Annotated in this window: 10 protein-coding genes; all 10 read right to left on the bottom strand. The window is 66.8% G+C overall.

Features of this window, described 5'->3' with window-relative positions; translation table 11 throughout:
• Positions 1–24 precede the first annotated feature (24 nt).
• The 10 genes from FG13_RS04005 to FG13_RS03960 all read right to left on the bottom strand — a co-directional run bounded on the left by FG13_RS04005 (position 25) and on the right by FG13_RS03960 (position 22548).
• On the bottom strand, positions 25–1377 hold the full coding sequence (locus FG13_RS04005; protein WP_035818571.1) for a hypothetical protein: 1353 nt from the start codon (positions 1375–1377) through the stop codon (positions 25–27).
• A 32-nt stretch (positions 1378–1409) separates the two neighbouring features.
• Positions 1410–5201, bottom strand: coding sequence for a hypothetical protein (locus FG13_RS04000; protein ID WP_035818569.1), 3792 nt, complete (start codon positions 5199–5201; stop codon positions 1410–1412).
• Positions 5198–6136 (bottom strand): hypothetical protein, encoded by a 939-nt coding sequence (locus FG13_RS28740; RefSeq protein WP_051958484.1) that lies wholly within the window; start codon positions 6134–6136, stop codon positions 5198–5200. The genes FG13_RS04000 and FG13_RS28740 overlap by 4 nt, the downstream gene beginning before the upstream one ends.
• Positions 6137–6150: 14 nt before the next feature.
• Positions 6151–7632 carry a hypothetical protein gene (locus FG13_RS03990; protein ID WP_035818565.1) on the bottom strand — a complete coding sequence of 494 codons (1482 nt, stop codon included), beginning with the start codon at positions 7630–7632 and terminating at the stop codon, positions 6151–6153.
• Positions 7633–7642: 10 nt separating this feature from the next.
• Complete coding sequence (locus FG13_RS03985) at positions 7643–17059, bottom strand: DUF6603 domain-containing protein (protein ID WP_152598667.1); 9417 nt, start codon at positions 17057–17059, stop codon at positions 7643–7645.
• Positions 17060–17132: 73 nt separating this feature from the next.
• Positions 17133–18053, bottom strand: coding sequence for a hypothetical protein (locus FG13_RS31075; RefSeq protein WP_152598666.1), 921 nt, complete (start codon positions 18051–18053; stop codon positions 17133–17135).
• Between the two features lie 3 nt (positions 18054–18056).
• On the bottom strand, positions 18057–19568 hold the full coding sequence (locus FG13_RS03975; protein WP_081922412.1) for a lipase family protein: 1512 nt from the start codon (positions 19566–19568) through the stop codon (positions 18057–18059).
• Positions 19565–20317 carry a hypothetical protein gene (locus tag FG13_RS31070; protein ID WP_051958480.1) on the bottom strand — a complete coding sequence of 251 codons (753 nt, stop codon included), beginning with the start codon at positions 20315–20317 and terminating at the stop codon, positions 19565–19567. The genes FG13_RS03975 and FG13_RS31070 overlap by 4 nt, the downstream gene beginning before the upstream one ends.
• Positions 20318–20384: 67 nt before the next feature.
• Entirely contained in the window at positions 20385–21704 is a 1320-nt protein-coding gene (locus FG13_RS03965; RefSeq protein WP_035818559.1) for a hypothetical protein, read from the bottom strand.
• Positions 21705–21858: 154 nt separating this feature from the next.
• A complete protein-coding gene (locus tag FG13_RS03960; protein WP_152598665.1) occupies positions 21859–22548 on the bottom strand; it encodes a hypothetical protein in 690 nt (229 codons plus the stop codon).
• Positions 22549–22792 lie beyond the last annotated feature (244 nt).

Genomic DNA, 22792 nt, shown 5'->3' with positions numbered 1-22792 from the left:
GCTCCATTTGGCAGGGTTGATTGATTACGACGGGCTGACGACGACACTGAGGGAACTGGTCACGACGTTGCCGTTGGCGTCGCTGACGCTGAGCACATAGTCGGTCGTGACGGCCGGGTTGACGACGACGCTGCCCTTGGCCACCTGGTCGCTGGCGATGGCGCGGCTCACGCCGTTCGCGCCAAGATTGGCCGACAGCGCCAGGCTGGTTTGCCATTGCAGCGTCACCGCCGTGCCGGCGGCCACGCTATAGGCGCTGGCGAGGAACACCTGCACCTGCAGCGAAGGATAATCGCCCAGGTATTGAACCACAGGCCCGTAGGCGCCGCTGGCCGTGAGCCGGAAATAGCCGGTGAACTGGTCAACCTGCCAAACGCCGTTGCTCACGCCGACCTGGTAGGTGTTGGTCACGCCGAAGGCTGGATAGCGGAAGTAATCGACCGTCACCGGCTTGAACGGGATGTCGATCTGCGCCAGCACCGGCTGGCCAAGCCCGGTCGCGCGCAACGTGTAGGTGGCCGAATTGCCTTGCAACCTGTTGTAGGGCTGCACGGGCATGCTGCCGGAACTGCCCACCTGTACCACGCCCGTGTCCGTGGTCAGTTGCACCGTTTGGGCGTAGTCGACATTCCAGCTCAAGGTGACGGTATCGAAATAGTTGATGGCCGGACTGTTTCTGGGTTCGAAACTCTCGACCACCGGCACGCTGATCGTCACCACCACGATGTCGCGCGCGAATTCCTGCGAAGGCGTCCACGCGTAGAAAGTGTAGGCGACCTGCACCGCGCCGGGGGCCACGTCCTTCGACGGCGTCGTGACCAGCTGGTCGATGGTCTTGTACTGGTTCGGCAGCGGCGAAATCGTCACGTAGGCGGCCTTGGCCGCCGTCCATTTCAGGGTCGTACTCTGGCCCAGGCCGACAATCTGCGGGACCGCCTGCGCCACGATGCTGAGCACGGCCACGCTTTTTGATACCGGGAAGCTGGTCTTGGCCTGGCCGGCACCGATGAACTCATCGAGCAGCACGGATACGTTGCCCTGCTCCAGATTGATGACCACCGCATTGAATTCAAAGGCCAGGAAGGCGCCCGCGGCGAGCGTGACGTTCTGGCTCGGCGAAATCAGGAAATTGTACGGGGCGGCCGAGGCGTTCTTGCTGCAGCGCCAGCTGGCAGGCGCCCCGGTGTTGACCGTGCTCAAGTCCGCCGTCAAGTCGGTGGCGCCGCTGCCCACCGGCAGGCAGATGTAGATTTCATCGTTCGGCGTCAGCTGCAAGGGCTTGGCGCCGCCGTTGCTGGCCACGAGGGTGAAATTGACGCGGCTGTTGGCCACGGCCGTGGCCGGGGAGAGTACATAAGTGAGGACTGTCGCGCTCATCGCATCTTTCTTCTATCGGGGTAAGTGAAAAATCAAGGCTGGTCGCCGCCCAGGGCGCCGCTCAGCTTGAGCCAGCCTTCGCTCAGGATCGGCCGCGTGGCCGGCAGCGCCGCCACGGCGCCGGCGCTGGTGAGCGCGTCGCTCTCGCTCCAGGTGGTCACGCCGGAGCGCTCGACCCAGGTCCATACGCCTTTCACGCTGGCCGGCAGCGGCAACTGGATCTGCGGCGTTTCAAGCAATACCGGACCGGTGCGGAAGGTCGTGGACATATTGTTGAGCGCGCTGTTAACCGGACCGGCCGGCAACGACAGCCATTGCACCGGCAGGTAGCCGGAGATGGCCGGCATCCAGCCACGCGGGTCGACCAGCATCGTCACGCTGTGGGTGGTCACGCCGTCGGCCACGGTGGTGAAGCCGGGGTCGCCCACCAGGTAGGAGTTCGGGCCGGGCGCGCCGGGGGCGCCGCTGGCGGCCAGGTCGCTGGCCATGCGCGCGAGTTTGTCGCGCGGCGCCAGGGTGCGGTCGGCCATCACCCGGCGCGGAATGGCGAGCCGGTCGTCATAGCCGTAGTAGGGATAAAAGCAACTGTAGTCGTCGTCGAGGAAGTAACCCATCACGCCGTTGTTGCTCAAGCCGATGTCGCCGATGCGCAGCGGCAGCGCCACCGACGTGAAGTCCCCGGTGACGTTCATGCCGGTGTCGGCCCATGACTGGTCGTTGGCGTCCGAGCCGCTCACGCCGAGCGTGACGAGGGCGCGCACCATCGCGATCGGGCGGCCCAGCAGGATCGCCAGGTTGCCCTGGATCGGCTGGCCCAGGGGGTCGACTTTCCACAGGCTCGAATCTATCACGTCGAGCAACTCCTGCAGGGCCGGACATCCCTCGGAGCCGCGCAGCAGGATGCCGTCGACGAAATCGTTCAGGTGCCGCAAAGCTGGGCCGAATTCGGGCGGGCTGCCCAGCACCGCATTGCTGCCGGGGACGGCGTCCCAGCGCAAGCCGGAGCCGACATCGACGGCGTCGTTGCCGTAGTCGATGAGCATCACCTCGCCCAGGTTGTTGCCGGCCGGGTCGAACACCACCAGGCTATGGTCGATATGGTTCGGGATCACCCAGCCGCAGATGGCGCTGGTGAGGTCCGACGAATTGCTGCGCACGCTGTCATCGTCCGCCTTCACCATGCGGAAGTCCAGCCGCAGCGGCTGCGTCACGCGCGGCGTCAGCTGCATGTATTTGCTGTTGCCCTCGCCCAAGGTCACCAGGCTGGCGCTGCGGATCGGTTCGAGGTTGTCGCTCAGTTGCGAGCCGCGCAGGATCTGGCCGTAGGCATCGACCACTTGCAGCTTGGGGATGCGGAAATGGCCGGCGTGGATAGGAAAGAACAGGTCGGCGCCCGCATCGGGCAGGTAGCTGGCCACGTCGGCGAGCAGTTCGGCGATCTCGGTCTTCTGGACGGAGCTGAGCTTGCTCATTTTCAGCTGTTGCATGATCAGTTGCTGGATGATGCCGGACATCGATTGGGCCAGCACGTCGAACTGGCCGATGGTGGCGGCCATGTCGCGCAATTCGTCGATCTGGTATTGCGGCAACAGCGCCGTGTTCGGATCGCTGTTGAGGAAGTCGTTGAGCTTGTCCTGCAGGCCGAGCGCGCTTTGCCCGTTCAGGATGCTGCGCCCGGTGTAGGTGGCGGCGGCGGCGGTCACGGTGGTGCCGTTCCATTCGAAATCGAGTTCGTCGAGCTGCCAGTCCGCCAGCATCGCTTGCGGGGTGGCGGCGCTCGGATGCCATTCGATTTCCCAGTCGAGGTAAATCGGCGCCCACGGCGGGGTCCAGGCGGCAACCGACAGCTTGGCCGGCGGCACGCCATACAGGCCGGCGGTCCCGGCGATCGTGCGCACGTCGACCACCTCGGCGGCCGGCCCGTTCCAGGCCAGCGTTTGCTGGCGCGCGATTTGCGCGCTCAGGTCGGCCAGCTGGGCCGCGCTCGGGACGATGTTCGCCTTTTCGAAGGCGCGCGCGGCGATCAATTGGGCGTTGTTGGTGTCGAGCAGGAAGGTCTCGAACCAATAGTCATGCATTTCCTTCGGGATCATGACGCCGGCCGGCCACAGAATAGCCGGGAAATCGCCCACCGCCAGCGTCACGTCAAACGGCACCGGTGTGTAGACGACGTCGATCGCGTAAATGGTCTGGCCGGTGAAGCGGGTGAACAGCTGGCCGTCGCCGGCGCTGGAACCCAGGGCGCCGAACTTGGTGTCCTGGCTGGCGCCAGCGAGCAGAATCACCGGATCCTGGCGGTAGTTGAAGCGCGGCTGGTTGATCGTGTTCATCGTCAGGTTCAGCGGCGCGACCAGGGTCTGCAGCGCCGCCCTGTCCTGCTCCAGGGTCAGCGTGAGCGCAGCGATCTGGTCTTGCAGCGTGCCGACCTGCGGGCTCAAGGCATCGATCTGCGCCTGCGCCTTGGCGCCGTAGCCTGGATTGGTGCGCGGATAGTTTTCCAGTTTCCAGTAAGCCGCGTACAACTGCCACTTCAAGGTGGCCAGCAAGGCGGTGTCGGCGTCGAGCCGGTACTGGTCGCTGTTGAGCTTGATCAAGGCCGCGGTTGCGGCCGGATCGAGCGGCACCGAATAGGCGCCCGTCGGGATGTCGGTCGGCGACGAGGTTTGCCCGTCCTGGAAAACGACCCATTGCTTGCCGCCGCCCTGGGTGGCGAAACGCGCCGCCTGCGACTGGACCAGGAACACGCTGCGGTTGTCGACGTAGTCGTACACCATGTCCTGCTGGAACGCGAGCAGCAAAGCCTCGGCCTCGACGCTGCCGACTTCCTTGGCCAGCCAGGCCGACAGCGCCTCCTCGGCGTTGGCGCCGATCGCCACCGTGGGCGGATTGGTGCCGTCCAGGATCTTGTTGATCGGGTAAAACTCGTCGCTCCCCTTCCATTGCAAGCCATACACGAAGCCGTGGCACAGGTTCTGCGCCGGCCACTGATTCTGGGCGGCGGTCAGGGGCGGGCCGCCGCTGACCGGGTTGGCCCCCAGCCAGGCCTGCCAGTCCAGCTCGGCGTCGGCCAGGTCGGCGTCATTGCCGACGGTCCACTGCATGGTGTCCATGATGGCCCGCCACTGCTCTTCGGTGGTGAAGCCGGACGGCATGTCGACCGTCTTGCCGTAGAGCGGATCGTCGTCCGGCGTGGCATACCAGCCGCAGCTGCTGTAGCTGTACACGCCGGCGGCCGCGCCCGCCATGTCGTCGTGGAAGGCAAGCACGTTGGTCATGTTGTCGTACACCGCGACATAGGTCGGGTCGCCCGGCCCCATCGCCTGCAGGAAGGCCTTGCCGTAGGTCGAGGTGGTGCCGTCCCAGGCGCTCAGGTCGAAGCGCCGGCCGATGTAGCGCAAGGTGCTGCCGCCGTCGGGATCGGGAAACACGTGGGTGCCTTCGGGCGCGGGGCCGAGGTAATCGCTCTCGAGCACCCAGGCCGTCAGTTGCGGCACGTCGCCGGGCTGGGCGATGAAGCTGCGTGTGACGATCCAGCGGTTCGGCAGCGAGGGGAAGCTGACGCCGCCGAGCACGTCCACCTGGCCATGGCGCAGCGCGCTGGGCACGGTCCAGATCAGGTGGATGCCGAGCGCGGGCGGGTTCGACGCAATTTCAAACGCGCTCGGCTGCGGCTGCCCGAGGCGCAGGCCGAGCTGGTCGTACTGCACCGCGACGGCGGCCCAGTCGCCCGTCTGGTTCGGAGCGCCCACCATCAGCGCGTCGAGGTAGATCGGGGTCAGCAGGACCGGTCCGGCCCAGGTTGGATTGACGATAGGCGTGCTCATGCTTTCACCAGATTTCCGTTGCAAATTTTTCCAGTCGCGGGTTCGAATTGCTGCAAGCCCGCCCCCTTGACCATCTCGACCGCGAATTGCGAGGAAGTAAACGCAGCGCCGGCCTGCCAGGCGCCCAGGCCGACCAGCTTGTCCACCATGGCGTCCTTGCATTTGACGATGTCGAGCACGCCGCTGGCGCGGTCGCCGTCGCGAAACGTGATCGGCGAGGTGCAGGCATCGCCGTGGCTATCGTTGATCTGCTTGCCGGCCGGGAAGGCGCCGCCCAGGCCGCGCAGGGCGATCTGGTATGCGCCCGGCTCGGCCGGCACGCCGATGACGCCGAAATGCAAGCCTTCCGGCGGTTCCGAGAAGTTGACCAGCTGCGGCACGCCGTTGAACAGGGCCAGCAGCACGTTGTCGGACAGCCGGTCCAGGCGCAGCAGGGGAACCGGCCTGGTGCCCAGGACGTCGAAGAAGGCGTTCACCTCCATACCCGGCCAGCCCGTGACGGCGGCCGAGCGCAGCAGCACGCCGGTCACCGTGCCGCCCACCTGCAGCGTGGGCGCGAGGGCCTTGCGGCGCAGCTTGGGGCGCACGTTGCCGACGGCGAGCGCGGCCTGCTGGGCCAGGCGCTCGAAGGTACGCAGCACTTGCGCGTAATCCTGCGACGAGCCGAGCGCGATATTGACGGCGCCGTTGACGGCGCAATCGGTCCAGTTCTGGTCCATGTAAAAGAAGCGGATCGATTCAGGCGGCAGCATGGCCGCGTCCGGCACCAGGTATTCGAAGGGCACGCCGTACAGCAGGCACAGCTCGGCCAGCCAGGCGACGATGTCGTCGGGAATGTCGAGCAGGCCATTTTCCTTGTCGCCATCGGTCCTGGCCAGCGCCTGCTGGTACATCTTGAGCAACTCGGTCGCGCCGCTATGGCTGCTTGTGGTCATGTGAACTTCCTCGTTTAGTTTGGCTTGCGCACGTGCTGGTGCAACAGGTGCAGCGCGTCCTCGCCGGCGGCGATGCGCTCCTCCCAGTCCGGCACCACGCCGGGCAACAGGTCCTCGTCGCGCCGCTCGTGCGCCTTGAGCGGGGCAATCGAGACGGCCTGCCCGGCCACCCTCGAGAGCACCGCCAGCAGTACCGGCGTGACGCCGGCGCGCGGCTGCTGGAACTGGTCGGCCAGGCCGTGCAGGTGGTCCGAGGCGACGGCCGACAGGGCCGCCTGGTAACTGTTGATGCGCCACTGGAACAGCGAACTGGCGAAGGCCGCGTCAGACAAGCCGAGCAACTGGCCTATTTGCCAGGCGCTGGCGTAAGACATGTTGAACAAGCCGTTGGCCGGGTCGTAGCGGATCGCGCGGTCGCTGAAGAAATACGGGCCCAGCGGGTCGGCCTTGGTGGGCACCGGCGACAGGGGGCCGCGGTACCAGGACGTCGTCACTTCGCCGCTGCGGGTCACGTTTTGCAGGGGAATGTAGCCGATCTGGAGTGCCTCCACGGCCGTTTTCTCGGCTCCGCTCAAGTCGGCGGGGAATGGTCGGTGGGTCGGCTGCATCAGGTCGACCCCGCCCTGCCCGCACAGGTTCTGCATGTAGTCGAGGAAGCTACCGCGCGGGCCGGCGGCGGTGAACTTCCAGGTTGCCAGGCAAACCAGGCGGATCGTCTTGTATTGGGCCGCGATGGCGGGGCCGCCGTGCAGATGCGCCTGCTGGCCTTCGAGCGAGACCAGGAAACAGCTGTTGTCGCAGCCGCTCCTGGGCAGCCGGTTGCCGACGGCGACCGAAAACCAGCCGTCCTCGACCATGCCCAGCACCTCTTTCTGGTCCGTGTTGACTTCGCGTACGTGGGCCAGCAGCGGCAGTTCGGCCAGCGACGGCGCGAGCGCGAGGAAGGCGGCCAGGTCGAGGTCGATGGCCAGCAGTTGCGAGGCCAGTTCATCGGCACTGAGGGTGTCCGCGTCGATCAGGGTCGGCCCCAGGATGGACGGGTCGCCCGGGTCGATCAGCTGCGCCACCATGATCACCTGCGGGGTGGCGCCTTTGAGCTCGTCCGGATACAGCGTCAGCAGGCCGATCCAGGGCGGCGTGGTGCCGTCGTTGTCGCCCGCGTTGTTGGTGTTGCCGTCGATCGACCTGACCCACGGCAAGGTGCGGGTGCGCAACACCACGTGCGGCAGCGATTCCTCGTAGTTACCAACCATATTGGCCGGCGGATAGACCAGCTGCAAGTCCTGGGACGGCAGCTGGAAGCGCGGGCCGCTCACCAGGAACGGGGTTTGCACGCCGAAGCTGTTGCCCTTCACATCGGCCTTGAACCCGTCGACCGTCTGCTGCGCCTGCAACCAGTAGGAGCCTGCCTGGAGCGGGGGCTCGGCGGCGCAATAGAAGCGGATCTGTCCCGCTGCGAGCGGCACATCCTCGTCGGCGATGGCGATATCGTTCATGGACTTGTCCTTATGCTATTTGAAGTTGGCAAGACGGCGGCGCGGTATCGGCCGGCGCCCCCGCGGCGCACTGCATGAGGCCGTTCAAGCCGCCCGATTTCAGGGTCGCCGCGTCGGCGCAAAAGCCGAACACGCCCTGCACGCTGGCCGACGCCGGCGAGCGGTAACAGGCGGTGTCGCGCCCGTGCACCAGCAGCGCCAGGCCGAGCTTGCCGTCGAGGCAATCGGGCACCTGGTACACATACACCTGCAGCGCGCCGGCCTCGAGCACGAATTGCGGATCGAGGTCGTCCTCCCCTGCATACGCCGGGTTGGCGGGATCGTCGGTCCAGCGCGCCTGCACGCGTGGCCGGACCGAGCCGCCGACCAGCACCGCCACCGTCGACACGTGCTCGAAGAACAGAGTTTCGAGCCAGCCCTGCCCCAGGCTGCCGTCGGCCTGGCGCACCTGGTTGCCCTTGAGGACGTCGCTGGCCAGTATCTGGCCGCGCTGCGGTTTTTTCAGCACCGGCGCCGCTTCCGGGCGCAGCAGACAGCCGTCGGCCTGGAAGTAATAATGGTTCAGGCGCGTCCAGTCGCTGTCGTGGTACCAGCCGGCAACGCCGTCCGGGCTGGCGTCGCCGGCAATCACCACCAGCTCGCTGGTGGCGGCTGGCAGCGCGTGGTATGCGCCGCACGCCGGATCGGCGAGGCGCAGCTGCAGCGGCTCCTCGTAGCGGTTGAAGGCGAGCAGGCGCAGCGCCAGGTTGCCGCGCAGCTCCACGCTGCGCGCGGCGTCGTCGCCGAGGCGCACGATGCTGGTCGCGCCCGGCGCCAGGGTCAGGTGCAGCTTGCCGGCCACCTTGGCAGCGAACTGGCCGAGGCCGGCCACCCATTTGGCGCGGCTGCGGTAGCGCATCAGTGGCAAGGCGGTGTCGCCCTTGCCCAGCGCGTGCCGGGTGGCGCCGGCCCGGTAGCGTCGGCTGTGGCCAATCACCCGGCTGGCGTTCACGGCGGCGGGCGCTTCCGCGGCGACCCGCGGCGCCGCCTGCGCCATCGTGGTCGAGGCAGTGATCACCGGCGCGAGGTCCATGCCGAGCGGCGCGATGCTGGGCGGCGACTGGAAAATGTTGCCGACGTTGTGTTGCAGCACCGACAGATTGGGCGCCTCCAGCGCCGGCTGGCCAAACAGGCGCAGCGCGGCCAGGATGTCGTTGCGCAGCAGCACGACCAGCGGATCCATGATGGTCGAAGCGATCACCTCGGCGCGGTCGGTTTGGAGCGGCTCCGCCTGGGCCGGGTAGTTCGGCGTCCAGGCGAATGGCAGCGGCAGCGGACCCAACGTGACGAAGGCCAGCGTGGCCATGTCCATCGGACCGACCGGCGCATACAGCAACACCTGGGAGGCCTGCAGGGTGGCGCCCAGGATGGTGCCGGGAATCGACTTCGCCTGCGGGATGCCATTCGGATCGAAGGAGTTCTTCGACCACAGCGCATCGGGCGAGCTGCTTTGCTGCATGCCCACGTCGATCAGGCGCGCATCCAGGCCGATCGCTTCCCAGGCCTGGTCCTTGACGGACCAGCCCAGCACGGTCAAGGTCAACGGCGTCGTCACGGTGACTTGCGCCATCGGCTGGATGCCGATGGCCGGACCGCTGAAGCTGGCGGCGGCGCCGGCGAAGCGCAAGGTGGTCGCCGGAACGACGGTGCCGACGGTGAGCGCGAACGGACTCTGGATCACCCAGCCGACATCCGGGTAGTCGCCGATCAGGCCGCGCGTCACTTGCGGCTTGAGCACGGCGTAGGCCTGGGTCAGCGCCGGGGTCGGCGCCTGCTGCGCCAGCGCCATCAGCGCGGCCGGGGCTGTTCTGGCGCCCGCCGGCGCCGTGTCGATGCTCAGCGCGGGCAGGAAGCTGAGCTGGAAGGCGTCCCAGTCGAGCGGATTGGTGCCGGGCTGGGCCTGCTTGCTGTCGCCGAACGGGATCGTAAACGAAATCACGTACCAGTCGACCCCGACCTCGCCGGCGATCGGCGGGCCCCACAGGACCAGGCGTGCGCCGATCTGGGCCGTCAGCGACAGCTTGACGCCGGCCACCTCGGTCTCGAATCCGGCGCCGACGGTGATGTAGGCCTCGAGCTTGAAATAGAACGGTTGCCACTGGATCAGGAAATCGACGCCGGCGGCGAACCAGGCGCGCAGCGGGCCGCTTTCGAACAACACTTTCAGGTAGCCGCCAGCCATGATGGCAGACGGGGTCAGCGCGAAATAGGCGCCGCCGTTGATGTTGAGCGAACCGATCGGCATGGCCATCGGCCAGTTGAAGCCCAGGCGCGGCACGACCGGATAGTTCTCGGGCACGCTGAAGGCCGGGTTGTAGCCGCCCAGGGTGATGACGAAGTCGCCCGCGTAAAGGCCGTCATACCAGACGATGGCCGCGAAGCCGCCCGTCAACTGGCAATCCTTGGACAGCACGAAGGAGTTCGGCGTCAGTTGCGCGCGCACCGACACCACGCCGTCGCTGGGACGGAACGAGACCAGCAAGCCCAGTTCCACGTAGGCCAGCGCATTGGCCGGCTTGGCCTTGGGCGGGAACGAGGCCGAGCTGATGCCGATCAGGTCGATCGAGAACTCGCGCCCGAACTTGACGATCAGCAGCGCGAACGAGTTGAGCATCTGGAAGCTGGTGAACTGGATGCCGCCTGCGGCCCAGTATTGCCCGATTTCAGGATAGACCACCTTGGAGAGCACGCTCAGGGCCGAATCCGGCGTCGCGCCCGAGCCGAACACGCTGCTGTCGATGGCGCCTTGCACCAGCGGGAATTCGGCGATGTCGCCCACGTCCGGGATGCGCAGGTTGCGGTTGTAGCCGAAACCGGCGGCCAGGCCGTTGATGAAGAAGGCCGGGGTGGGCCCGAGCGGGATGTTCAGGTTGACAAAGATGAACAGCGAGGCGGCCGTCGGGCCGTCCGGCTTGGCCGGGTCGAGCGGCACCAGCGCGTACGAGCCGAGCGCCAGCAAGCCGAAGGAGCCGGCCTTGACGGTGGCGTAGCCGTCGTAGCTGAGCGGGTTGTCCTGCTTGAGGAAGCCGCCGGCGATTTCCACGCCACCGCCGCTGAACTGGATGTCGATGCCGGCCAGGTCCATGCTGTAGGCGCTCGGGTCGAGCGGGGTCTTGACAGGCACGCCGACGGACAGCGAATCGAGGCCGATGAACAGGCCCGCCATGGTGACGTTGCCGTCGAACAGCATGTCGAGCAGATACTTGTCCTGCTCCCAGCCGACCCCGATCTGGCTGGCGTACAGGGGGCCGAAGCTGCGCTGCACCGGGAACCACACCTGGGTGCCCTCACTGCCGTCGCCGCTGAACAGCTCGACGTACAAATCGTTGACATAGGAGGTGCGCACCGAGAAACCGGGATTGGCGACCGGGTTGGCCGACTGCGGCGAGGCATCGCTGCCGGAGCCGAGCAGGTTTTCCGCCACCGGATTGGCCTTGCCGCCCGGCACGGCCACGTTGGGCGCGAGCGAAATGCCTATATCGCTGAGCATCACGCCCCCGCCAAACGACGTGACCTGGCTGGGTTTGGCGAAGTCGAAGGTGATCAGGCCGCGCGGCGCGACCGCGCCCAGGCTGAAGCGGCTCATCTGGACCAGGTTCTGGCCTTCCTTGCCATGGAAATCCATGCCGATGTTGACCAGTTCAAGCAGCAATTTCCTGAATTCCGGCGAATCCGTGCTGATCGGCACGTACAGCGAGACGCCGCCCTTCAGGTCGGGGTCGCCGCCGGCCTTGGCGATCCATTCGGTGTCTTCGTCGCCCAGCTGCAAGGTCACGTAGGGCACGGCGGCCAGTTCCAGGCCGGGCACCATCACGCGCAGGCCGAAATAGTCGCTGCCGTCGCTGCGCGGACCGAGCCAGATGCCGCCGGTCTTGCCGATGCTGACCAGCTGGAACTGCTGGGCCAACATGGCGCGCAGGAAACGGGCCAGGAATTGCTCGATGGTCAGGCTTTCCAGCGCGGACAGGCTGTTGAGCATGTACAGCTTGTCTTCCTGGATCATCAATTGCGAGGCCAGCAAAATGGTGGCGGCGCTCGGCCCCTTGTCCGACGAGAACAGCGGTTGCTCCATCCACTTGCTGACGGCGGCCTGGTTCAGCACCAGGATCGACAGGTAGCGCGGCACGATGTTGAGCAGGATCGATTCGAGCCACTCAACGACATCCTGGCTCCATTGGGTCGTATCGGGTTGACCGAAGAAGGTCGGCAGCAATTCGCGGTAGTAGCTGCTGGCGGCCAGCGCCGTGCCAGCCGGGTCGACGCCGAGCAGGAACTTGCTGCTGAGCATGTCGAACTGCATCGACAGTTTCGGTCCGCAGCCGTCCTGCAGCGGCGCCAGGATGGCCAGCTGGAAGTTCAGCTGCGGCTTGACCGGGCTGACCGGGGTGCCGTCGGCCAGCACGGGAATGCCGATGCCGGTGGGCGCGATCTCGAGCACGATGCTGTCGCCGGTGGGCAGGTTCAGTTCGACCCACAGGCCGACCTGCAAGATGTCCGACAGGGTTTGCACCCCCGTCACCAGGGTGACCGGCAGGCTGGCCGATGGCTTGTAGCGCAACAGGCCGGCATCGGTCTCGATGCTGGCGAAATACGGCTTGAGCAGGCCAGCCACGGCTTGCACGGTGGCCGGCGCGTTGGCGCTCGACAGGCGTGCGGACAGCCACGCGAGCGCCGCGCTGCCGACCGCGTCCGCGCCCTCCTCGCTGACCGCGATCAGCTGCTGGACCAGCTGCGGCACCTGCAATTCGTCCGAGGCGCTGCGCAGGCTGGCCACGAAGGCGGCCGCGCCGCCGGCGGCCAGTTCGTCCAGCAGCACGGTGGTCAGTTGCTTGAGCAAGGCTTGCGCGGCTTGCTGCGCGGCCTCGACCACCAGCGTTTGCCATCCGGGGAACGGCAGTATCTGGAAATTCTGCCCGCTCTCGAGCTGCCTGGCCGACAGGTGGAATACCTTGTCGTAGGCGGCCTGGAGCACCAGCGTGGTGTCGCCCGCGACCTTGCCGCTGAGCGAGACCTTGCCGGCCAGGCCGGGCTGGAAGTTCGGCCCCAGCGACAGCGAAAACGCCAGCGTCCGCAACTCGACGCCGTCGGCCAGCGCCAGCGTCTTGCCGGCTGCGAGGCCGGGCGTGATGATGAATGTCTGCGCGGCAACGTCAGCCACCAGCTCGATTTGCTGGCTGTACGGCAAACCGAAAATGCACAGGCCGCCCGTGATCGGCTTGATGCCGACGCCGCTGGAGGCCTGCGAGGCGACCGTGATGGTGGAGAACACGCGCGCCAGGGCGGCGATGTTGAGCTGGCCATTGGCGCCGAGCACGGCGTCGCCCAGCAGCCAGCCGAGCGGATCGCCGAACAGGCCGAGCGGCGACTTGGTGAACCACAGGCCGGTGGCGCTGTCCTGGAATGCCAGCCCGAGCGCCGACATGGCGGTGCGCGCGACCGGGTAGGCGTTGAGCAGCTGGGCGTCGACCACTTGCCCGAAAAAGGTCGAGAGCGCGAAATTGGGCGCCAGCGCGATGGTTTGCTCGAGGAACAGCGCGGCATCGAAGGGATACAGGGTCAGCGGCAGCGGCATTGGCTGGGTGCCGTCGCCCCAGCACAGTTCGACCGCGAACGCGGCCTTAGGCGCCGCGGCGACCGTGACGGCCAGCTTGGAGCGCACTTCGAGCTGCACTTGCGCGCAATACAGGCCCAGTTCGGCGCTCAATTCGCTGCTGCGCAGGTCGAACCCCATTGCCCCGCTGATCTGCAGGAAGTTGCCCCACATCGGCAGCGCGTCGGCCAGCAGGCTGACCTGGATCAGCGCGCCTTCCGACACCGACAATTGCACCGGCCCCACGATCACCGGTTCGATCTGCGAGCACAGTTCGGCGCTCAGCTGGGCCACGCGCGCCGGGTCGTCCATCAGGGCGGTAAAACGGCTTTCCAGCTGCGCCGCCGGATTGGCGGCCAGCGCCACCCAGTCGTACAGGCAGGGGGCGAAGCCGCTGTCCTGGTCCTGCACCAGCTGCAACGCGTGCAACAGTTGCAGCATCGGCAGCGGCAGCGCCGGCAGCGTGATGCCGATGATGGATTCGAGCAGCGCCACCGCCTGGGCCCGGCTGTCGGCATCCTGGAACAGGGCGATGCCGCGTTCGATGAAGTAATTGAGCGGATCGGCCAGCATCGCGGTCCAGCCGGCCGAATCGACGCCGGCCAGTGCATCGGCCCTGGACAGCGGGACGACCAGGTTCATCAGGCCCAGCACCTGGTAGGCGTTGCCGATGGCGGCGTTGCCCAGCAATGGCGTGACGAACTGGCCCACGCCCACGTTCAGCAGGCCGTAAAACACGGCCACCCATTCGCTGCTCTCGTGCGTCAACTGGTCCAGGTCGTAGACCAGCGTGTCGTCGCCGCTATGCATGGTCAGCAGCACCTGCGGCTGCAGCACGAGGCTGCCCTGGTCGAGCGCCATGTCGATCCCGAGCCGCATCGACACGAGCGTCTTGACGGTGCCGTCGGTGCTCGGCACCACGACGGGCGTTTGCGGCGTGAGCAGGGTCTGCAGGCGCAAGCCTGGCAGGTAGTTGCTCTGCGGCGCGGCGCCCGTCAGGGGCACTTCGACGAAGCGCAGCAGCAGGTCGGTGCTGGTGTCGATACCGAGGGCGCTGAAGCTGAAGCTGCGCTGCAAGCCCAGGCCGAGGGTCTGGCCAAGGGCCGACGTCCACACGGCCAGGTCCAGGTCGCCCGGCAGGTCGACCGCCACCGCGAACGGCGCGGCGTAGCTGCCGCTGCCCGACACCGCCGGGATTGGCGCACCGTCGCTGACGGCCCAGCCCAGCAAGGACATGGCCGCTTCCGTGTAGTCCGCCTGCGCCAGCAGCGCCGAGATCTGGCGCTTGACGTCGCCGACCGGGTCGGTGAAGCCGTCCGGCTTCATCACCGGCATCGTGGCCGGCCAGCTCAGGCCGGCGGGCACGAAGGCGCCCAGGTTCGGCAGCAGACCGAGCAAGGCGTTGAGCGCGAGGCCGGGACGGTTGCTGGTGCGGTACACGGCCACGCCGGACAGGGCGGTGACGATGGGCGCGAAGGTCTGTCCCTGCTTCGTGACGAGTTCATCGAGCGAATCAGCGTCCGAGAACACCATGTCCTGCCCGACCGGCATCGAGGTGCCGTCGACGATGATGGCCGGCTGGCCGACGGCGACGTTCCAGTGCCAACTGTCGTAGGGCGACCAGCTGCCGCTGAAGGAGGCGCCGTCGACGCTGACGGCGGCGCCGGCGACGGCCGGTGTGACGAGGGTTTGCGGCAGCGCGATGTGCGCGGCGATGCCCGGAAATATGCACGCCTGCACCGGCGCGCCGTTACCGAACTGCATGCTCAACGCGTACACGTCGATGCCGATGTCCAGCGTTTGCAGGCTGGCGTAACTGATGTCCGGGCTCAGTTGCAGACCCAAGGTAAGGCGGTTGGCGCCGCCGGCCTGGCTTTCCACATACGCCAGCAGGGATGCCGGCAGGCTGGCCTCCGTGAGCGTAAACAGCCACGGGTCGTCCGCCTGGCCCTTGCCGCTCACGCTGGTCGTGACGCCGGTCTGGTCGAACAAGGCGCCAGCCGCCTGCAGCAGCCAGTACACGGGCAATTGCCCGTCGACCAGGGTGCCGTCTTGCAGCAGCGCGCTGTAATACGTGCTGAACGCGGCCACCGGGTTCTGGAACGAGGTGACCATTTGCGCGGCGCTGAACGGCGGCGCCAGCGTGGCCGGCCAGCTCACACCCGCCTCCAGGTCCGGCGCGATCACGCCGAGAAGGATGGCGGCCTGGCGCCCATAGGAGGAGCCGCCGGCCAGGCCGAACACGCCCTGCAGGGCAGCGTCGACCAGGGTGTACAACTCCGTGATCGCCTGCTCGACCAGGGTGCCCGGCTGGGTCAGGTCGATCTGCGCGTATTGCCCATTTGGCGTCGATACATCGACCAGCTGGAACGCGGGCACCACCTTCATCGCCGCGGTACTGCTTTGCAAGACCGAAACTCCGCCGCTCAGGCTGCCAAAGCTGTACTGTTCGCCGCCCACGCTGCCGGCGAACAGCGGCTTGCCGGCGTCGGTGCTGGCCAGCGCGATGCCGACATTGAGGTTGAGGAAACTGGTGCTCACGCCAAGCTGGCCGGTGGTGGCCAGCGAAAACTGGGCCAGGTCGAGCTGGGCCTGGATCAGGATGTGCGCCGGGGCCGTGCCCAGTTGCTGGCCCGTGCCGCGGAAATTGAGGCCCGGCAGCAGGTAGCGGGTGCCGAGGGCGTCGACCTGGGTGACCATGGTCAGCGCCAGCGCGCCGTAGGCCGGCTCGCTCAGCAGCGGCACCATGAACGGCGCGGCCACGCTGCCGTCGCCGGCCACCTCGGGCGCGGCCACGCCGAGCAAGGCGCCGATCGCGCCCATCCAGGCCGGGAATGCGGCCTCGTCAGCCAGCAGGCTGTTGAACCAGGCGACGAAGGGCGCGCCCAGCGAGGCGCCCGCCTTCGCTTGCGACAGCAGCGTGTCCCAGCGCAGCAGCGGCAGGCGTACCGCCGAATCGGGGACGATGGGCGACAGGCCCAGGATCGGCAACAGGTTGCTGGCGCGATTGTCCTGGCTCAGCACTTGCTGCAAGGCCGAGACGAACAGGGTCGACACCGTGCTCAGCCATTCCTGCGGCGTGATCTGGGCGATCTGGCTCAGGTTGCGGTCGGCCGGGACCAGTTCGGTCGGCAATTGCAGTTGCATCACCACCACCGACAGGTCGACCGATGGCGCACCCAGGTCGAGCTGGGCGCTGAACTTGACGCCGTTGAACGACAGGCCGTTGCTGTTGATGATATTTTGCCCACCTGCGGCGGCGAACTGCACGCCCATGTTGAGCGGGAAGTCGCTGTTCCCCAGCACCATGTGCATGCCGCCCTGCCCGATTTTCAAGACCGGCAGCAAGCCCCAGGCGCTGACCTCGATGTCGCTGACGCCGTCGGCCACGCCCTGGGCCGCGAAATCCCACTGGTGCAGCACGCCGATGCCAAATACCTGGTCGCTGTTGACGAGGTCCGGATTGACGGCGTAATTGACGAGGTAAAAACCAGTCGCCGTCAGGCTGCCCGGATACGGGATCGGATTCCACACGCCCATGCTGCCCAGGTCCTGGGCCGGCAAGCCGAGCGCGCTGGCCGACACTTCGCCGAGCAGCTCGGCGAACAGTTCGGCGATCGTCGCGCCGTTGGTCGACAGATTGTCCCCGGTCAGATTCATGGGGTTCTGGAACCAGTCCGGATTGAGCTCGTAGCTGTTGGCCTGGCCCTGGACCGCGCGCAGAATGCCGATCGCGATGCCCAGCTTGAGCAGCGTGGGCGCCAGTTGCGACGCGTCGAAGGTGGCCGCGCTACCCACGACGGGCCTCACAAGAGAACGTGTTGATGAACATCATTTACTCCCGTTGCATGAGCTTCAAGGACTGTTTCCGTCAAACCAACTTTACTTCGACCACTCCGGGCGCGCCGGCCGAACCGGGATTGCCCGGCAGACCGGGCTGGCCGAATGCGCCATCCGGATGGCCCATCCCGGGAATGCCGGGCGCGCCGCCGGCGCCGGCCGTGCCGCCCGGTATCTGGTCGGCACGGGTGGTGAAGCTGGCGCCCGGATCGATCGCCTCGATCCAGACCCGCAGGCGCCCGCCGTTGCCGCCGGAACCGCCATGGCCGCCGGGTCCGCCGGCCGCGCCGGCGCCGCCCGCCGCCATCTTCCTGGTGGCCGGATCGATCCCGCCCTGGCCGCCCTGGCCGCCCTTGCCGCCGGCGCCGCCATCGCCGCCCTTGCCCGCGCTGACTTCGAACAGCGTGTCGCCGCCCAGGCGCGCGATGGTGATGAGCGCGTCGGGACTGTCGAGGCCGCGACTGCCGTTCCCGCCGGCCCCGCCAAAGGTGCCGGGGCCGCCCGGGGTATGGCTGTCAACGCCGTTCACGCCCGTTGCACCCCGCGATCCGGCCGGGCCGGCCTGGCCGCCGGGGGCGGTCAGCAGGACCACCCTGGTTCCGCCCGGCGCCGCGCCGGGGCACCATTGATCGACCACAAGATCGGTGTTGGCCGTCAGGACGAGGCGCGCGTCGTCCGCCATCGACAGCGATGCGAGCACCAGGACCACGCGCTGCCCGGCCCTGCCACTCACCAGCAAGCGTTGCCCCGGCCCGAGGGTCAGTGCGCTCAACGCGAACACGGCCGCCTGCCTCGGTCCGACCGACTGGGGCGCCAGGTCGGATTGCGCAGGATCCCCGCTCAGGACCAGGCCGGCATGCACCGGCCCGGCCAGCGCGGCCGGATCGACCCCGTAGTACTCCAGCTGGCGCAGAAAATACGGCGACATCGCGCGTCGCGTCACAGCGTCCATCGTTCAGCTCCCTGGATTGAGAAGGTCGATATAGTTGTACAAGCCGTGGTAAGTGCTGCCGTTGTAGCTGTCGAAATCACCTCCCGACAACGGCACGGGCGTGCCCAGGGTTTGCGGTGCGCCCAGCAGTTGCAAGGCGGGCATGATGTCGAGCGTCCTGGCCACCTGAAAATTGCAACTGCCCAGGCGGCTCAAGCCATAGTTGCGCGCGAACGTGAGATCGGCCGCCGGTCCCGTGCCGAAGGTGTAGACCGAAGCGACCGTGCGATTGCCGGCCAGCGGATTGGTCAGGATGTCGACCGCCATCAGGTTGGCCAGCGCGCCGCCGCAGTCGTGCCCGGTCAGGATCACCGGCTTGTTGCCCAGCACGTTGAGCGCGGCGCGCAGGCTGTCGCGGCCGCTGGCATACAGGTCGACCAGGGGCTGGGCATATTTCCCGTAATTGCCGCCGAGCCAGGCTGGCGAGGACGGGGCGGCATTGCTCACGAGGGTGATCAGTTCGATCCACGTGAACGTGCCGCGCAGCGCAATGACGAGCGTGTCGGGACCCTCGAACAGGCTGGCCCAGACCGTCGCGCCCACGCTCAGGTTTTGCTGCAGCACGTAGGGGCTGTAAGTGAAAGCCAGGGTGCTGCCCGGATGCTGGGCCATCTGGTAGGGGATGGCCGACAGCTTGGCCATCGCAAAGGCCAGCAGCGGATCGAATCCGGGCACCGCGGCCGTTGTGCCCGCGCCGTCATTGACGGGGGCCACCCCGGTCAGCAATTGCTGGTAGTACGGACCGTCGCGCTCGACCCAGGGCGAATCGTAGGTCGGGATCGCCATGGCCAGGTTTTGCTGTGCGCCGGCCTGGACGTAGCCGCTGGCCGGCAGCGGCTGCGACGGGAACAGGTCGGCCGGCGCCTGCACCCGGTAGGCCGCCGGCACCATGCTGGCGAACGAGGCGGCGAAGGCGGCGTCGGCGAAGGGCGGGCAGGAATACACGTAGGACTGCAAGCTGGTCACCGGCGACGGCGACAGCGTCTTGTTCGGCCGCAGGTCGAGCGACGCCAATTGCGCCACCGGCGCGCCCGGCCCGAGGCCGACCACCACCAGCGGCAACGTGGTGGCGAAGGCGGGAATGGTCCGCTGGATCTTGGCCAGGTCTACCCACAGCGACCTGCGGATGGACTGGTACATGGTCTCGAAGCCGCCGTCGGCCGAGATCGCCGCGGCGGTGCCGACGACGCTGCTCGGCACCAGGAACAAGGAATGGTTGTCGGGCGTGTAGAAGGCGATGAAATCGCTCCACAGCGCGCCGAGCACCAGCACGCACATGGTCGGCGAGGAAGCTGGGCTGACCGCCAGGAAGTACTGGCAGCCGCCCATCGAGGCGGCGCCGGTGTAGCTGTATGCCAGGCCCCAGTCGGACGGCAGGTACAGGTTCGCCAGCGACGCGTTGGCCAAGGTGGCCAGCGGCACCAGTTCGGCTGCCAGCGCGGCGTCGTAGGACTCGAGGGCGGCGTCGGCCATCATGCCGCCACCGCTGTTTGACTCTGCAGTATCAGCACCGCGCCGACGGCGCCGGCCACGCCGGGGTTGCCGCTCGCACCGGCCACTCCGGCGCTGCCGCTGGCCGCGTTGCTCGGATCGCTGGTGCCCGAGGCGACTTCGTTGGCGCCGCCCAGGCCGCCGGCGCCGCCCATGCCGCCCAGTCCGCCGGGACCGGCCAGCCCGCCGGTCGAGATCGCCACGATCGGTTCGCTCATGGTGGTGTAGGTGATGGTGACGCCGCCACCGCTGCCGCCAGAACCGGCATTGCCGCCGATGCCGCCATTGCCGCCATTGCCGCCGATGCCGCCGACCGCCGTGCTGCACTCGGGCGATTTGCCGCCGGACGCCTCCAGGCAACTCGTTTCGACCGAAGCCGGCATTTGCCCGGCCGCGCCGCCGAGCCCGCCGAGTCCGCCCACTCCGCCCGCGCCGCCTGCGGCGCCCGCGCCACCGGTCGAGGAGATCGTCAGCAAGCCCTCGACGCTGCCGACGACCATCGTGAAGGTGGGTGCCGGCCAGCCCGGCCCGCCGGGCGAACCATTATTGCCAAAGCCGCCAGGTCCGCCGGCGCTCCCGTTGCTGGAACAGTTGCAGCACTTTCCAGACGTCAAGCTGCCCGCCGTACCGGCGGCCCCCGCCGTGCCAGCGGCGCCGGCGGCGGCGTCCGGGACCGGAATCGCATCCTGGCCAAGCAGACGTATCACTGCAGTGCTGCCATCAAAAGTAGTCATCTCTTCTCCCTTTCAAGACCCCGCGCTGGCTTGCGCGGGGAGGTCACCCACAGTCGTGAAGCTGCCCTTACGCCGGTTGCAGACGCGCCGAGAGGGTACCTGGAGAACCGGTGATGCCGGGCACGCCTGCCGTGCCGGGGTTCCCGGCCGTGCCGCCGCCGGTGCCACCGCTGCCGGCCGCGCCGCCGGCGCCCGCCGCGCCGCCCGAGCCGGCGGCGATCGACGAGGTGTCGATCGAAAACGTGGTGTCGGATGTGATCGAGGAGTAATAGATCGTCACGTTCGGCCCGTTGGCGCCATTGCCGCCATTGCCGCCGTTGCCGCCATTGGCGCCATTACCGGACGGGGTGCCGGCGTATGAGTTATTGCAGGGCGCAGCCGCCGCCCCGGCCGCGTTGCCGCCATTGCCGCCATTGCCGCCAGCCTTGCCGGCGCCGCCTTTGCCACCCACGCCGCCGATGTAGGTCACCTGGATCGGACCGGAGATCGCGCCCAGCGAAAACACCGAGGTGCCGGAAATGGAACCGTCCGCGCCCCGGGTGCCGGCACTGCCCGCAGTGCCGTTGCCGCTGGCCGTGGCGGCCACCGGCGAAGGATTGTTGCAATCGCAGTTATTGCCGCTCGGCGAACCTTGCACGGCATTGCCGCCGTTGCTGCCGTTGGTGCCGGCCGTGCCGTCGGTGCCGTCGCTGCCGTTGGCACCCCGGAAGTTAATGGTCGGAACGGTGCCGCCGGCACCGCCCAACGCTGTCTGGCCGTTGAATACCTGCGAATCCATCTGGGCGGCGGTGACGACCTGGATACTGCCGCCCGGCTCCACCGTCACGACGCCGAAATTGTACAAACCGATCTGGTCGGAATCGAGCACCAGCGGATTGGCGGCGGTGATCGTGATGTCCTGGGCTGCGTAGACCGCCAGCGACATCGGAAAATGGATCGCGTTGATGATCGCCTCGTAATCCTTGACCTTGTTCGAGTTGCCCACCAGGAAAGCGTGCAAGGCCTGCACCACCGCCGCCTTCTGGGTCTCGGTCATGAAGTTCTCGATCAAAGCCAGGTCGCGCCCGTGGGAGGACAGCGGCGGCAGCGCCAGCTCCGAGAGCGGTTGCGGATACCTGACCTGGGCATCGCTTTCCAGCCCGCGCACATAATCCTCGTCCTTGCAGGCGCACAGGGCCTTCAATTGCGCCACATTGGCGACCTTGAGGATGTTCGCGGGAGGAAAAGTCGAATTGGCGGCGGGATGCCCGCAGTGCAGGCCGTCCTCGGCGCCGGCGGTCGTCACGCTGGTCTGAATCTTGCTGGGGTCCACGCCGAGCTGGGCGCAGCGCGCATTGAATTTCGCCACTTGCTCGTCGCTCAGATCTTTAAAGTGTTTAACCATCATCTCGCTCCTTCAGATTGGATAAAAATCCGTCAAGTCATCAGCCATATTATGGGAATGAAGCCATTCGTTAATATTCGCGATCTCGACACGAAACATCAACTGCCTGTGATGTTGAAAATAAAACGTGACAATTACGACATTCTCGGTGACGAGATCAGGAAACGATGGTCATGGTTTGCACATTCATCTGCAATGTGGACCGCGCCTCGATATAGCCGCCCGGCTGCACCGTGACCGTGCCGAATATCAGGCTGGTGGGCGCGTTCGAATTGTCGACCAGCAATGGATTGGCAGCCGTGATTTCCAGGTCGGTCACCGCGTAGACGGCCATTTGCAGCGGAAAGTGCAGCGTGTTGATGTAGTCTTCATAGTCCGCGACGCGGCTTGAATCACCGAGCAGGTAGGCGTTCATGGCGTCGGAAACGGCTTGGAATTGCGGACGCGAGAGGCTGTTGCGCAGCTTGACGGCCTTCCCGCCAAATGCGGCCAGGTCCGGCATCGCCATCTCGGCCAGCGGCGTGGGGTAGCTGACCTCGGCCGCACCTGTGGCGCCGAGAACATCGTCCACGCCCTCACCGCGGCCCAGGGCTTTCAGCTGTTTTATGCTGTCGACCTGGACGATATTATCGGGCGGGAAAGCGGAACTGGCCGCCGGATGGCCGCACAAGACGCCCTTGCCCATATTTTCGGTTGATAGTGTCGCCCGAACGGCGGTTGGATCGATGCCATGGCGCAGGCATGTGGTCTTGAATTGCTCTTGTTGATTCCAGGACAAGTCATTAAACAGTATTGTCATCATCGCACCCTTCAAGAATGAATCGGGAAATGAACTGGGAAAAGCCATGCTGGAAGTGCGTGAAACTGTCGAATGGCCGTAAATCAAGCACATCGCTCATTTCCGTCATGCCAGTGAATAATATAATCATAAAAAAATGCTAAAAACACTCGCATTGTCACAATTACAAATTTATTTTTAAATCATCCAGACGCGGCGCCGGAGGCTAGTCTCCGGCCGATAAGACAGGCGGAATCAGACCGGCACCGTGGGTCGGATGCCCTTGCAAATCCGTGGAAAAAAAAGGGGGGGG

The organism is Janthinobacterium sp. RA13, assembly GCF_000745325.1.
In the GTDB taxonomy this organism is placed as follows: domain Bacteria; phylum Pseudomonadota; class Gammaproteobacteria; order Burkholderiales; family Burkholderiaceae_D; genus Janthinobacterium; species Janthinobacterium rivuli.
This window is presented reverse-complemented; position numbering and strand designations above follow the sequence as displayed.

What these genes read in the sequence shown, in the direction of transcription:
- FG13_RS04005 (WP_035818571.1), bottom strand. Translation starts at nt 1,377, where the DNA reads ATGAGCGCGACAGTCCTCACTTATGTACTCTCCCCGGCCACGGCCGTG.
- FG13_RS04000 (WP_035818569.1), bottom strand. Translation starts at nt 5,201, where the DNA reads ATGAGCACGCCTATCGTCAATCCAACCTGGGCCGGACCGGTCCTGCTG.
- FG13_RS28740 (WP_051958484.1), bottom strand. Translation starts at nt 6,136, where the DNA reads ATGACCACAAGCAGCCATAGCGGCGCGACCGAGTTGCTCAAGATGTAC.
- FG13_RS03990 (WP_035818565.1), bottom strand. Translation starts at nt 7,632, where the DNA reads ATGAACGATATCGCCATCGCCGACGAGGATGTGCCGCTCGCAGCGGGA.
- FG13_RS31075 (WP_152598666.1), bottom strand. Translation starts at nt 18,053, where the DNA reads ATGGACGCTGTGACGCGACGCGCGATGTCGCCGTATTTTCTGCGCCAG.
- FG13_RS03975 (WP_081922412.1), bottom strand. Translation starts at nt 19,568, where the DNA reads ATGATGGCCGACGCCGCCCTCGAGTCCTACGACGCCGCGCTGGCAGCC.
- FG13_RS31070 (WP_051958480.1), bottom strand. Translation starts at nt 20,317, where the DNA reads ATGACTACTTTTGATGGCAGCACTGCAGTGATACGTCTGCTTGGCCAG.
- FG13_RS03965 (WP_035818559.1), bottom strand. Translation starts at nt 21,704, where the DNA reads ATGATGGTTAAACACTTTAAAGATCTGAGCGACGAGCAAGTGGCGAAA.
- FG13_RS03960 (WP_152598665.1), bottom strand. Translation starts at nt 22,548, where the DNA reads ATGGCTTTTCCCAGTTCATTTCCCGATTCATTCTTGAAGGGTGCGATG.